At 35.9% G+C, this 14,476-nt stretch carries 12 protein-coding genes; 4 read left to right on the top strand and 8 right to left on the bottom strand.

The annotated features are described in order from the left end of the window. Position 1: 1 nt before the first annotated feature. Genes A9G35_RS02410 through A9G35_RS02400 form a run of 3 tightly spaced genes read right to left on the bottom strand, consistent with a single transcriptional unit; the run spans position 2 to position 2,920 of the window. A complete protein-coding gene (locus A9G35_RS02410; RefSeq protein WP_065635514.1) occupies positions 2-694 on the bottom strand; it encodes an L-ribulose-5-phosphate 4-epimerase in 693 nt (230 codons plus the stop codon). Between the two features lie 3 nt (positions 695-697). Continuing rightward, positions 698-1,171, bottom strand: coding sequence for a PTS sugar transporter subunit IIA (locus tag A9G35_RS02405; RefSeq protein WP_065568888.1), 474 nt, complete (start codon positions 1,169-1,171; stop codon positions 698-700). Positions 1,172-1,195: 24 nt separating this feature from the next. Next, on the bottom strand, positions 1,196-2,920 hold the full coding sequence (locus A9G35_RS02400) for a PTS ascorbate-specific subunit IIBC (RefSeq protein WP_442903161.1): 1,725 nt from the start codon (positions 2,918-2,920) through the stop codon (positions 1,196-1,198). A gap of 485 nt (positions 2,921-3,405) precedes the next feature. On the opposite strand from A9G35_RS02400, the gene ulaR reads away from it, so the two are divergent. Continuing rightward, a complete protein-coding gene (gene ulaR / locus A9G35_RS02395; RefSeq protein WP_034943282.1) occupies positions 3,406-4,167 on the top strand; it encodes an HTH-type transcriptional regulator UlaR in 762 nt (253 codons plus the stop codon). Between the two features lie 26 nt (positions 4,168-4,193). Then, on the top strand, positions 4,194-5,261 hold the full coding sequence (gene ulaG, locus A9G35_RS02390) for an L-ascorbate 6-phosphate lactonase (protein WP_034943283.1): 1,068 nt from the start codon (positions 4,194-4,196) through the stop codon (positions 5,259-5,261). An 89-nt stretch (positions 5,262-5,350) separates the two neighbouring features. On the opposite strand, the gene recG is transcribed toward ulaG, so the two are convergent. The 5 genes from recG to pmbA form a co-directional block, all read right to left on the bottom strand. Beyond that, on the bottom strand, positions 5,351-7,444 hold the full coding sequence (recG, locus tag A9G35_RS02385; RefSeq protein WP_065635512.1) for an ATP-dependent DNA helicase RecG: 2,094 nt from the start codon (positions 7,442-7,444) through the stop codon (positions 5,351-5,353). Between the two features lie 5 nt (positions 7,445-7,449). Beyond that, entirely contained in the window at positions 7,450-9,558 is a 2,109-nt protein-coding gene (spoT, locus tag A9G35_RS02380) for a bifunctional GTP diphosphokinase/guanosine-3',5'-bis pyrophosphate 3'-pyrophosphohydrolase (protein ID WP_065635511.1), read from the bottom strand. Positions 9,559-9,582: 24 nt separating this feature from the next. Continuing rightward, positions 9,583-9,873: a DNA-directed RNA polymerase subunit omega gene (gene rpoZ / locus A9G35_RS02375; RefSeq protein WP_065635510.1), complete on the bottom strand. Its 291-nt coding sequence runs from the start codon at positions 9,871-9,873 to the stop codon at positions 9,583-9,585. 169 nt (positions 9,874-10,042) lie between these two features. Continuing rightward, entirely contained in the window at positions 10,043-11,776 is a 1,734-nt protein-coding gene (locus A9G35_RS02370) for a SulP family inorganic anion transporter (protein WP_218057179.1), read from the bottom strand. A gap of 5 nt (positions 11,777-11,781) precedes the next feature. Next, positions 11,782-13,134, bottom strand: coding sequence for a metalloprotease PmbA (gene pmbA / locus A9G35_RS02365; RefSeq protein ID WP_065635509.1), 1,353 nt, complete (start codon positions 13,132-13,134; stop codon positions 11,782-11,784). A 77-nt stretch (positions 13,135-13,211) separates the two neighbouring features. Between pmbA and yjgA the strand changes: the two genes are divergently transcribed. Together yjgA and ppa are read left to right on the top strand one after the other, a co-directional pair. Further along, positions 13,212-13,748, top strand: a complete 537-nt coding sequence (yjgA, locus tag A9G35_RS02360; protein ID WP_065635508.1) for a ribosome biogenesis factor YjgA — start codon at positions 13,212-13,214, stop codon at positions 13,746-13,748. Between the two features lie 63 nt (positions 13,749-13,811). After that, complete coding sequence (gene ppa, locus A9G35_RS02355; protein ID WP_065635507.1) at positions 13,812-14,342, top strand: inorganic diphosphatase; 531 nt, start codon at positions 13,812-13,814, stop codon at positions 14,340-14,342. Positions 14,343-14,476: the final 134 nt, after the last annotated feature.

Below are 14,476 nucleotides of genomic sequence, written 5' to 3'. Positions count from 1 at the left end.
GTTATTTTTGACCGTAGTAAGCATTCGCACCATGTTTGCGAAAATAGTGCTTGTCAGATAATGTTTGTTGTATTTTGATTGTTTGATTAAGTTGCCGAGTTGAAAGCGCCATCATTGCTACTTCTTCAAGTACTACAGCATTATGCACCGCATCTAAGGCGTTTTTACCCCAACAAAATGGGGCATGACCTGATATGATAGCGCCAGGCATAGCAACAGGATCTAAGCTTCGGCGTTTAAATTCTTCTATTATTACTAATCCTGTATTTTTTTCGTAATCAGTTGTAATTTCACTATCGGTTAGTTCACGTGTACAAGGCACATCGCCATAAAAGTAATCAGCATGAGTGGTGCCCAGTGCTGGAATATCTAATTCAGCTTGAGCCCAAATGGTAGCGTAACGAGAATGGGTGTGCACAATACCGCCAATCTGTGGAAATGCTTTATACAACTCAATATGTGTTGCGGTATCACTGGAAGGATTTAATTTTCCATCTAAAATATCGCCCGTTAGCGAAACAACCACAATATCATCCACCTTCATATTGCTATATTCAACACCAGAAGGTTTAATAGCGATAAGACCTTTATCGCGATCGATTTCAGATACATTACCCCAAGTAAAGGTGACCAAATTATATTTGGGCAGTAATAAATTAGCGTTTAAAACACGTTCTTTTAAAGCTTGATACATAATTCAGCCTCCATTTAATGCCTGATCGATAACGGCATACACATCTTCTTTGGTGTTACAACGCCTTAATTTATCAAGATCAACTCCTGTTTCACTATTTTCATCATCTAAAATTTGCGTGACTTCCATTAATCCTTCCATGTGCTGATCAGACGTGCTACCTGCTAATGTCACTAAGACATCAACAGGCTCAGCTTCACCATCAAAATAGACAGGATTTTTTAAAGTCACCAAAGCAAAAGCGGTACGATTTACACCGTCTTCAGGCCTTGCGTGTGGCATGGCAAAGTTTGGCGCAATAATAATGTAAGGACCCATTGTATTGACGCAGCGGATAATGGCATCGTAATAAGAAGGTTCTATTGCCTTAGAAGCAACTAACATATCCGTACCCAATTTAACTGCTTCTTGCCAATTTGATGCCTCAGCCTTGAGTAAAATAGAGTTATTTTCAATTAATGATTCTTTTAAAGCCATGGTGTACTCCTTAGTATTTAAAATCTATTTTAAAAGCACTTGCTCAATCAGTTTTATAAGCTCATCGCCAAAGGTGTGGGGGTTTAGCATATTTTGCACACCTAATGCATGTTGGCCTTCATTAACCTCGATTTCATGAATAAGATGTTTAGAAGCGACGATGATATCGACATTTGGCAAGCGTGATTTATAGTCTGTTACAGCACAGGAATCCATTTCATTTGGAATACCTTTTTTATTTAGATAATTGGCGATTTTCATTTTCATCATCATTGATGAACCTTGACCACTACCGCATACTGCTAAAATTCGAATTGGACGGCCTTCACTCACAGCGACTTCATCCATTTTTTCAAGTACAGATTCGTTAATATCTTGCTGTTTATCATTCACTTCATCAGGTCGATTGTTAGAATCAGTCTCTTCTTGACGTAGCTGTTTAGCTGCAAAGAACATATAAACTAAGGCTAACGCAATAAGTACATAGATGAATAAGTGTGAAATAGATAAACCTTGTAAAATTGGTGGGAATAAAATTACCCAATCGGCCATTCCCATCCATGAATCAATTGGCGTGCCATTTTTAGCAAAGATATCGATCACCCAAGCAGAGCCTAATACCTCTATCATGCCCATAGCAAAACAGATTTTCATTACTGCTTTCCAACCACCAAAATGGTTAGCAAATACCCCAATAGTCGCATTCGAAAAGAACATTGGTATAAATCCCGGAATAATCATGATTGGCGATTTAAAGATAAGCAGTAAAGCAATCGCTAAAAATTGACCTAATGCCCCCCAAATAAAACCAAATACCATTGCATTGGGTGAAAAGGCATAAATTGCCGCACAGTCAATGGCTAAAACTGCGTTAGGAATCAATTTTTCTGAAATACCTTTGAAAGCTTCAGACAATTCAGCGACAAACATACGCACACCACCAACAATAACTTGAATTGCGACGGCAAATTTAAGTCCTGTTTCAAAAATGTAGATAGTCCAATGGGTGGAACCAGCCATTGTTTGTAAATTATCTAACCCAAATGAGAGCAAAATAATACCGAAGAAAATTGTCATCACGATCGTGGTTGCTGCGATACTATCGTGAAAGATGTGTAACCATTTTGGTAATTTTAGATTATCAACTGTATCGTTTTTATCACCTAATTTTGGCGCTAATTTAACCGCAATCCAAGATCCTAGCTGTTGCTGGTGTCCTATTGAAAAGCCAGCTCCACCAGTTACCGCTTCGGTTGGCTTAAACATCATATTAGAAAATATTCCCCAATAAAGTGCGGTGATAATGGCCGAATAGATGATGGTTTCCCACATGCTGTAACCAAAAAGAAAGTAAAATAGTGCAATTAAACCAACCTGTTGGAACATAATATGGCCAGTTAACATAATAGTTCGAATACCGGTCAGGCGTCGAAAAATAACGAGTAAAATGTTGATAGCTAAAGCAAGTAAAACCGCATAGCCTACCCATGAGTAGTGTTCACCCATACCGTTTTCAACAGCAACCATTGATGCATAAGTATCAATAATCGAACCTTTAATACCATGATATTCAGCCAATTTGGCAATAACGGGTTTAAACGTTGATACTAAAACCCCCGAACCAACCTGCAATAACATAAATCCAACAATGGTTTTAATTGTGCCTTTTAACACGGTAGTTAGATCTTTACGTAACAGACAATAACCAAGCATTGTTACCAAACCAAGTAATAAAGGCGCTTTTGTCATCACTTGACTATAAAAAATATAAAATACGTTATAGATTACTTCCATATGTCCCTCTCATCAGTTATTGACATTTTTATTGCTCTAACAGCACTCATCCCTGATATCGAGTTCCATTTAAATGTCTTTCATCAAGTTTCTTACAGACTGTAAAGTGAATGAATGAAACACTGCTCACTTTACGTTATTGTTATTGTTCATCTTCATTAATAATATTTGTTATATTCCACAATCAAAATAAATCATTCAATGATTGTTTATGATTAGTTTGATGAAGATCACTGTTTTTATAAAATCAACACAGCATCTGTGACACAGATCACAACCTGATAAAAAATAACAAGCAAAAAACAAAATTAAAACTATTATTATCAACACATTAAATAATTAAATAATGAAAGTTAAAATTATAATAATTGACAATAATACAAATGAAAATTATTATCAAAATGATCATATTTAATCATTTAATAATATAAGAGGAAATAATGAACGAAATCGCACGGCATAACGAAATGGTGGCATTAGTTAATGAAAAAGGCATGGTTAAAGTAACAGAATTAATTGCCAACTTTGCTATATCACCAGCCACAGCAAGACGAGACATTACTAAGCTTGCTCAGGAAGGGCGAGTTAAAAAAGTTCGTAATGGCATTATGCGATTAGAAGAAGTAAAACCAATCTGGGCACCGATTGACAACAATAATACCGATCACTATCACGAAAAAGCTCGAATTGCGATTCGTGCAGCAAAACTCTGTAGTAGTGACGAAAATATTGTCATTAACTGTGGTTCAACAGCATTTTTATTAGGCCGTGAATTATGTGGTAAGAATGTTTCAATTATTACTAACTACTTTCCACTCGCCTGTTATTTGATTGAGCATGATCATGAAAATGTCATCATTATGGGAGGGTTATACAACAAAACACAAAATATTATCCTTAACCCAGTTGCCAATATTACTGATTCTTATGCGGGCAAATGGATGTTTACTAGTGGCAAAACTTTAACGCCAATAGGTCTATATAAAAATGAAATTTTAGGTGCGGTTGCAGAACAGCAAATACTTGAACAAGTCGAAAAACTAGTTGTGGTAGTAGACAGTTCAAAAATTGATACTAAAGCCAATTCAGGCATGCTTTTTTGTCCAGTAAATAAAATTGATATTTTAATTACTGGAAAACAAGCTAATAAGGACGTGATCGAATGCATTAAGGAGCAAGGTGTTGAAGTTATTTTAGTTTAACTATTAAATTGTAAAAGGAACAAAGTATGAGTAAAGTGAATGAAATTACCCGTGAATCTTGGATACTAAATACATTTCCTGAATGGGGAACTTGGCTTAATGAAGAGATCGAAACAACAGAGGTTAAACCCAATACATTTACTATGTGGTGGCTTGCTTGTACAGGTATTTGGTTGAAATCAGCTGGTAATACCAATATATCTGTTGATTTTTGGTGTGGTACTGGTAAAAAAACTCACGCCAATCCATTAATGAACAAACAACACCAAATGATGCGAATGGGTGGAGTTCGTGAATTGCAGCCTAACTTAAGAACTAGCCCATTTGTTCTGGATCCTTTTGCAATAAAAGAAATTGATGCAGTGATGGCAACGCACGATCATGCCGATCATATCGATGTAAATGTTGCAGCTGCAGTTATTCAAAACTGTTCATCAAAAGTAAAATTTATTGGTCCAAAAGCTTGTGTGGAATTATGGAAAAGTTGGGGTGTACCTGAAGAACGCTGTATTGTTGCCAAAGTTGGCGAAACAATTGAAGTAGGTGATATTACTATTCGGGTATTAGACTCTTTTGATAGAACATCATTGGTAACTTTACCAAAAGGTGTATCATCAACCGATAAATCTATTTTAGATGGTATGAATGATAGAGCGGTCAACTATTTATTTGAAACATCTGGTGGTTCACTGTATCACTCTGGTGATTCTCACTATTCTAACTATTATGCCAAACATGGTAATGACTACAAAATTGATGTTGCACTACTGTCTTATGGCGAAAACCCTCGTGGCGTGACCGATAAAATGACATCGGCTGATATTTTACGGGCTGCTGAATCGCTTAATACTCAAGTTGTGATCCCTTTCCACCATGATATTTGGGCAAACTTCCAAAGCGATCCTCGTGAAATTGAAGTTTTATGGAAAATGAAAAAAGATCGTCTTGATTATCAATTTACCCCTTTCTTCTGGCAAGTTGGTGGTAAATATACTTACCCAACCGATAAACATAAAATGCATTATCAACATTATCGTGGCTTTAGGGATATTTTTATCGATGAGCCAGAATTGCCGTATCGCTCATTCTTATAATTGGCTAATGTAGCAATTCGACTTTAGCGTGTGGACGGATTCAAACAATAAATTTACCATCTACACGCAATCTAACTTAACATTATTAATCAAGCATTAATATACTTTTCACGATTTGGCAGCCAACAATCAACTAATTGCGCTGCACTTTGTGGGTGATTTTTTTGAATATCATAAGAGGCTTGTTGTACTTCACTAATCAAATGTTGATCACGAATTAGATCTACAACTTTAAAATTAGCCACTCCCATTTGCCTAGTTCCTAAAATTTCGCCGCTACCACGAAGTTCAAGGTCTTTTTGCGCAATAACAAAACCGTCATTACTTTCACGCATAACTTTCATACGCGCTTGGGCAACTTTGCTTAAAGGCGCTTGATACATAAGCACACAATGCGATACCGCCGTTCCACGCCCTACTCGCCCTCGCAATTGATGTAATTGAGCTAAGCCTAATCGTTCTGCATTTTCGATAATCATTAAACTCGCATTAGGCACATCAACACCGACTTCAATAACCGTTGTAGCAACAAGTAGTTGAATCATTCCAGCTTTAAAGTCTTGCATGACTGATTGTTTTAAATCTGATTTCATTTTGCCGTGTACTAAAGCAATATTAAGATGTGGCAATCTTTGTTGTAATTCTTCTACAAGTATTTCAGCAGCTTGGGCATCAAGCGTTTCGGACTCTTCAACCAATGTACAAACCCAATAAACTTGGCGGTTATCAAGGCAAGCTTGGTTGACACGTTCAATAATTTCATCACGACGAGTATTAGGTATGACAACTGTAGTAATGGGCGTTCGCCCAGGCGGTAATTCATCAATGATAGAAACATCTAAATCTGCATATACTGTCATGGCTAGTGTTCGAGGAATCGGCGTTGCAGTCATAATTAATTGGTGTGGATGAAAGTTATTTTTAATACCTTTTTCCCAAAGAGTTAAACGTTGGTTTACACCGAAGCGATGCTGTTCATCAATAATGACTAATCCTAACGAAGCAAACTCAACTTTATCCACAAACACTGCATGCGTACCAATTAACATGGTGATTTCACCATTTTTAATACGTTCATAACGAAGCTGCTTATTTTTAGCGGTTAATCGACCAGATAACCATTCAAGGCTAATCCCTAACGGCGTAAACCAATTATTGAAATTGTTATAGTGCTGTTCAGCTAATATTTCGGTCGGCGCCATTAACACCACTTGATTACCGTTTTCAATCGCATTTAATGCAGCTAAAGCAGCAACTAACGTTTTACCAGAACCTACATCACCTTGAATTAATCGCATCATGGGCACTGCTTTGGTCATATCTTGATAGATATCTTGCACAACGCGTTGCTGAGCACGAGTTGGCGTAAAAGGTAATGAGGATAAAAATGGCTTAATTAAGCGCTGGCTTGGATAAAATGGATGCGATCGCTGGTTTTGGTTATGTTTTTTTATCATCAACATACTTAAATGGTAAGCAATTAACTCTTCAAAAATAAAACGTTTAATCGCAGGATGTTCACCCGATTCTAACTGCGTAATTTGAGTGCTAATCGGTGGGTTATGAATAGTATTTAAACAATCTAATATTGGTAAAAAATGACTAGCCAGTTGTGGAGGTAAAATTTCAGCTGGTGGGTTATTTTTCAAAAGCAATAATACCGCCATAATTGATCGCCTAATTATAGCTTGAGATAAACCATAAGTAGTTGGATAAATCGGCGTATACCTTTCTTGGTCACCATCTAAAGTAGTGCATTTATCATCGCGATTAGCTTTAAGCTTAAATTGTGGGTGAATAATTTCTAAGTGATTTTTACCGCGTTTTATTTCACCATAAGCACTGATCCATTTTCCTTTAATTAACGATGCTTTCATGCCTGCAGTAAAATGTATAAATCTTAATATAGCAATCCCTGAATCATCTTGAACATAGCAAATGAGCATTTGCCGACGGTTAAATGTGAGTTCACTTTTGATAATTATGCCTTCTATTGTGGTGAATTCACCAATAGTGACATCACCAATAGCACAAGATGAAGCGCGATCTTCATAACGCAAAGGAAAATGCAATAGTAGATCTTTGGCAGTATATATTCCTAATGTATTGAATTTTTTTTCTAAACTTGCACCAATTCCTGTTAGTTTTATCAACGGTAAATGATCAAAAAGGCGGTTTATCATAATGATTAATTTATATTTCGTGTAACACTCACTACATCTGGTTGTAATGACATTTTACGAATTAACTCATTAAGTTGTTGTGTATTTTTTACTTCAATTTGCAAGATGACGGTATAAATTTGTCTATCTTTTTCTTCAGTATTTAACCATTGCAGGCGAGTATGTTCATCATTAATAATTGACAGAATATTTGCCAAAGAGCCTTGAGTGTTTAGAATATCAATCCAAATTTCAGCAACAAAACGTTGAGAAATATCTGGCGCCCATTTTAGTGAAATATACTTTTCTGGATTTTTTTGATAACCAGCAACATTTCGGCAGGATTCGTGATGGACAGTTAAGCCCTTTTCAGGACTAACATGCCCAACAATAGGATCATTTGGAATAGGATGACAACATTTAGAAAACGTAACTAAAACACCTTCGCTACCAGTAATAACCAATGTTTTATTCGGCTCTGATTTACTTTGTAATAACCCTTTATGCTCTAAGCCTTTGACAATAAAATGACTCATAATATTGCCAAGTCCAATTTCAACCAAGACATCATCAAAAGAGGGTTGTTTAGCTAATTCAATCACTCTAGCTTTTTGACTTGATGATAACGCATTAATACCGCCTGACTTAACTAACGAAAGATTGAGTAAACGTCGGCCTAATTCAATGGCATCTTCACGTTTTAATGTTTTAAGTGCTTGACGAATACGCGACTTCGCTTTAGCACTAACCACAAAATTTAACCAATTTGCGTTAGGGCGCCCTTCTGGCGAGGTGATAATTTCAACCGTTTGCCCACTGCTTAACGGTTGTGATAATGGGTAAGGTTTACGATCAACTAGCGCACCAATACATTGATAACCAATGTCGGAATGCACGGCATAAGCAAGGTCAACAGCGGTTGCGCCTTCAGGTAACTGAACAATAAGCCCTTTAGGAGTAAAAACATAGATTTCTTTAGGAAATAAATCTGATTTTACGTTTTCAATAAATTCGAAAGAATTTCCTACACTTTGTTGTAGTTCTAGCAGACTTTGCATCCAACGTTGTGCTTTAATTTGTGCTGTTGTATTGTTTAATTCATCATTTTCGTTATATGCCCAATGTGCAGCAACGCCCATTTCTGCCATTTGATCCATATCTTCGGTACGAATTTGTACTTCAACAGGTGTACCATGTGGTCCAATTAACGATGAATGTAATGATTGATAACCATTTGCTTTCGGAATCGCAATATAATCTTTAAAACGATTAAGTCGTGGTTTATATAAATTATGTACAAGACCTAAAGCACGATAGCAAGCATCTACATTTTTAACCACAATTCTAAAAATATAAATATCCATAATAGAGTGAAAATGCTGCTCTCGCATTTGCATCTTTTGATAAATGACATAAATATTTTTTTCTAATCCTTCAACTTCGGCATCTATACCTGCTTCAGCTAAACGATTTCTGATTTCAGATAAAATTTGTTGAATGAGTTCTTTTCTTGTATTTCGTGCTACTTTAACAACTTTTTCAAGTACTTTAGCACGATTTGGATGCATTGCTGTAAACCCCAAAACCTCGAGTTCGGTTTTTATATGGTGAATACCCAAACGGTGAGCAAGTGGAGCATAAATTTCTAATGTTTCTTTTGCTATACGACGGCGTTTATCTGGCCTTAATGCCCCAAGCGTACGCATATTATGAGTACGATCCGCAAGTTTAATTAAAATAACACGCACATCTTCGGTCATGGCAAGTACCATTTTCCGAAAATTTTCAGCCTGAGCCTCTTGCCTGCTACGAAATTTTAATTTATCAAGTTTAGAAACACCTTCAACTAAAATAGCAACATGTTTACCAAATTTATTGGTAATATCTTGAAAGGTGACGGGGGTATCTTCAATGGTATCATGCAAAAGCGCGGCAATAATTGTTTCATAATCAAGCCGCATATCCGCTAAATATGTTGCAACAGCAACAGGATGAGTGATATAAGGTTCACCACTACATCGGAATTGCCCTTCATGGGCATTTTTAGCAAAAAGATAAGCATCTTGAATCAATTTGACTTGTTTAGATGGAAGATAAGATGCAACAAGCTCTTTTAAGCTATCAAAATACTCCATGAGCAATTCCTGTAAAAGTACAGTTTATTCGTACGATGGCGTGTTTTCTAAAAGAATCGATTCATGAAGTGTTGCACGTACTTCAGCTTCTTCATTTTGACGTGTTTGGAAATCAGTAGCATCAAGGATCTGTTTGTTAACAAGCCCATCTTCAATTTCGCGTAAAGCGATAACAGTTTCTTTGTCATTCTCTTCTGGAATAAGTGGAGATTTATTTTCAACTTGTAGTTGACGAGCGCGTCTTGCTGCTACAATAACGAGATCAAAGCGATTACCAATTTTTTCCACTGCATCTTGAACAGTTACACGAGCCATTTTTACCTCTAATATTATTTACTAAAATACTTATTTAAAGTGATCTAGCATTTTACTTAAATTTGTAGGGGATTGTCTATATTAATATTGGTTTATATATCGAAATTCAAAATCCAAATTACTTAGACAAATAAATTCCCCTTATTAATGTTATCGATAGTAATAGTGATTAAATTAATCCCTCATCATCTTTATTATCCATATGTTCCTTACTCTGAACTAGTCTAACAGCAAAATAAAGGTCATAAGCAAACTCAATATGCTCATCATCAAGCTTAATATTCATTTGTTTAAACCAGTTTTTAAGCGTTTTTCGACGACCTGATAAAATTAAAATAATGTTTCTTACTTTTAAAGACCTCACTAACTCATCAATCCCCGACAACACACTAACATCTTTGTAGGTAAAGCAAGCAATCGCATCAACTATTACATAGTTTATTGGCTCATCAGCCTCATCAATATAACTAATGATTCTTCGCTTAAAATAGGCAATATTAAAATAGGTCAGCGGAGAGTTGAATCGATAAATCATAGTATTACTGAGCGGTTTTACATCTTGACCGAGTGAATGAATTCGACCACTTGCATCAACACCTAGCAGCTGATCTTTCGGTCTAAAAACCCGTCGTAAAAATAAAAATAGCCCAAGTAACACAGCTAGCGCCATGCCGGGAATAATTCCAATAACTAATACTGAAACAAGTGTTGTTAAGCTTAAATAAAATGCATCTCGATCAAATTTAAAAAAGCGAATGATTGTTTGAAAATTAATTAATGAAATTGAAGAATAAATTAAAATCACCCCTAATACACAAGTTGGAATATACTGCAAAGGGGAAAGCAAGAACATTACCACAAAACCGATTAAGATTGCGGCAATAATTGAAACTAGTTGCGTTTTACCCCCATTGGCATCATTGACAGCTGTTCTTGATGATGTACCACTAACTACAAAACCTTGTGATAGCCCTGCTGCAATATTAGCGATACCTAACGCCTTAAATTCGACATCGGCATTGGTTTCATAGTTATTTTTAGAGGCAAAACTGCGTACTGTTATCATCATACTAACAAAACAGATGATAGCGATATTAAGCGAAGGCACAACTAAATCACGCATTAAACCTTTATCAAAATCAAGCCATGATTCGGCAGGAATAAAATCACTGCTCACATTACCTATAATACGAATATTAAAATGATCAAAATTAAACAACCATGAAAATATCGTCATCACAATAACAGCTAACAGTGGCGCTGGATATTGTGGTCTTAATCTCTTTAGGCCAACTAAAATTAGCAAAGTAAAAAATGAAACTAACGCTGTTGCTATATGTATTTGGGATATTTTAAATGGAAAATAAACAATTCGCTCAATCAAATAAGAATAATCATAACGAAACCCGAGTGTTTTAGCTAATTGATCAACCATAATAGTAATTGAAATACCATTAAGCAAACCAATTAAAATAGGTTGACTAAGTAAGTCAGCCAACGCACCAAGATGTAACTTTCCAGCAATGATACACCAAATACCGATCATAATTGTTAATATAACAACTAATTGCCAACGCAATACAGGATCATTTGCCGCTAGCGGTAACACAACAGCTGCGACCACCGCACAAGTTGCTGTATCAGGCCCAATAATTAGTTGCCGAGAAGAGCCAAAAAGCGCATACACAATTAAAGGTAAAATGGTTGAATATAGCCCTGCTATTGCGCCCACTCCTGTCAATTCAGCATAAGCAATGGACACAGGTAACGAAACAGCAGCAACCGATAAGCCCGCTTTAAGGTCAAAAGTAAAATATTCTCGTTTATATCGTAATAAACTGCCTAACCCTGGCATCCACGAAGTTATTTTTTGAAAAAAAGTACTATGTAAAAACCTGCCCATACTGCTTATTTCCCTGCTATACTCATATTATCAATCAAAATTGAACCACATTGAATACTAGTTCTTGTTTCAAGATCATTACCTATTGCGACAATATTTTTATACATGTCTTGCAAATTACCGGCAATAGTAATTTCATTAACTGGATATTGAATTTTTCCATTTTCAACCCAAAAGCCAGTAGCCCCACGTGAATAATCACCCGTCACACTATTAACACCTTGCCCCATCAACGAAGTCACCAAAATGCCTTTATCGAGTTTTTTAAGCATATCATCAAAACTTATATTATTTTGGCTTGGTGATACAAACCAATTGTGAATACCACCGGCATGGCCTGTTGATGTTAAGCCCAATTTACGTGCAGAATAATTACCTAGTAAATAAGTTTGCAGCACGCCTTGCTCAACAATATTACGTTGAACGGTTTTGGTCCCCTCACTATCAAAAGGCGAAGAACCCACCCCTTTTAGAATATAAGGATCTTCATAAATGGTAAACCAGTTTGGAAAAATAGTTTGTCCAATGCTGTCTAATAAAAATGAGGATTTACGATAAATAGCACCACCACTTATAGCGCCTACTAAATGCCGAATAAGCCCAACAGCAACTTCAGCACTAAATAGCACAGGAGCTTGCATTGTTGCAATTTGCTTCGCTCCCAAATGAGAAATTGCCCTATCTGCTGCCTCAATGCCAACTGTTTCAGCTGGTTTTAATTCATTAAAATCGCGTGATGAGCTATATACATAATTGCTTTCCATCTGCCCTGCTTGCTCAGCAATAACTGAACATGAAAGTGAATGAGAGCTAGCACAATAACCTTGTAGCATTCCTAAACTATTACCATAAACATAAACGCCATAGCGACTACTAAAATAACCTCCATCGCTATTGACTAATTTTGAATGATTTAGCGCAGCAAGCTCAGCCTGTTTTGCTTGTTCAATGGCATTATCGACATTCAAATCACTAGGATAAAATAGATCTAAATCAGGCGACTCAAATGCCATTTGGCTTATATCGCCCAAACCAGAACAAGGATCGGATGATGTGTATTGCATAATATTAATAGCCATATCAATCGTCTGTAAAATAGCCTGAGGTGATAAGTCATTAGTTGATGCACTACCTTTACGTTGATTTTGATAGACCGTAATAAATAACGCACCATCACTATTAAATTCAACATTCTCGGTTTCGCCCATGCGTGTGCTAACATTAATACCTGTTGACTTATTAATCGACACCTCAACTTCATCAACACGTGACTTTGCTTGCTTTATAGCGTTATCAACAATTGCCGATAAATTTTCTTTTTGATTTATTGCTTCTTTTTTAATTTGTTCAATACTCATCTTATTATTTTCTACAATTATGCTAGTGATACGTTATAATATGCCAGAATTAAATATTAGTTAACAAAAGAAATAACATGAATCACAATCAAGAGACAATCCTAGAACCCAACTTCTCTATTGACATTGAAGATGATGAAATTATCTATGTCAGTAAAAGTGAAATCAAACGCGATGCTCAAGCCCTAAAAAAATTAGGTACCGAACTTGTCAAGTTGAGCAAAAACGAACTTGAAAAAATTCCTCTTGATGAAGATCTTATTTATGCAATTGGCCTTGCTCAGAAAATAAAAAAAGAAGGGTACCGCAGGCAAATTCAATATATTGGCAAATTACTACGCAATAGAGATATCGATCCTATTAGCCAAGCGCTTGATAAACTCAAAAATCGCCACAATCAACAAATTGCCCTATTTCATAAACTCGAAAAGCTACGCGACGATCTGATTACAACAGGCGATGCTGAAACCATTATCGGCTTATATCCAACAGCTGATCGCCAGCAACTGCGCACTTTAGCTAGACAAGCTAAAAAAGAGCAAGATGCTAATAAACCTGCAAAAACGGCAAGGCAAATTTTTCAATACTTAAAAGAATTGAGCGACACAAAATAACCATCATTTTGTGCGTTTATTATCATTAACAATACTATATAAACTTAGATAGAGGATACAAAAATGGGACTTTTAAATGTACCAGCAGGTAAACAATTACCAGATGATATTTACGTTGTGATTGAAATTCCAGCTAATGCTGATCCAATTAAATACGAAGTTGATAAAGACACTGGCGCAGTATTTGTTGACCGTTTTATGGCAACAGCAATGTTTTACCCATGTAACTATGGTTATATTAATCACACATTATCATTAGATGGCGACCCTGTTGATGTATTAGTTCCTACGCCATACCCATTACAACCAGGCTCAGTTATTCGTTGCCGCCCAGTTGGTGTATTAAAAATGACAGACGAAGCAGGTCAAGATGCAAAACTAGTTGCTGTACCTCACACCAAACTATCAAAAGAATATGATCACATTAAAGATGTTGATGACTTACCTGAATTACTCAAATCACAAATTAAACACTTTTTTGAACAATACAAAGCGTTAGAAAAAGGCAAATGGGTTAAAGTTGACGGATGGGATAATGCTGATGCAGCTCGTAAAGAAATAATCGAATCATTTGAGCGAGCTAAAAACAAATAAAATTGAGTTATAAAAAATAGTTGTAAAAAACCATAAAATAATTTTTTATGGTTTTTTTATAAATGCGCAGATATTTACCCCTATCCATCTTACAAAATTTGACTTTTATCAATTAACAATTAATTATTCTAATA

Source organism: Gilliamella sp. Choc5-1 (assembly GCF_001690595.1).
In the GTDB taxonomy this organism is placed as follows: Bacteria; Pseudomonadota; Gammaproteobacteria; order Enterobacterales; family Orbaceae; genus Gilliamella; species Gilliamella apicola_M.
The sequence above is the reverse complement of the archived record's forward strand: the minus strand, read 5'-3'. Positions and strand labels throughout refer to the sequence as shown.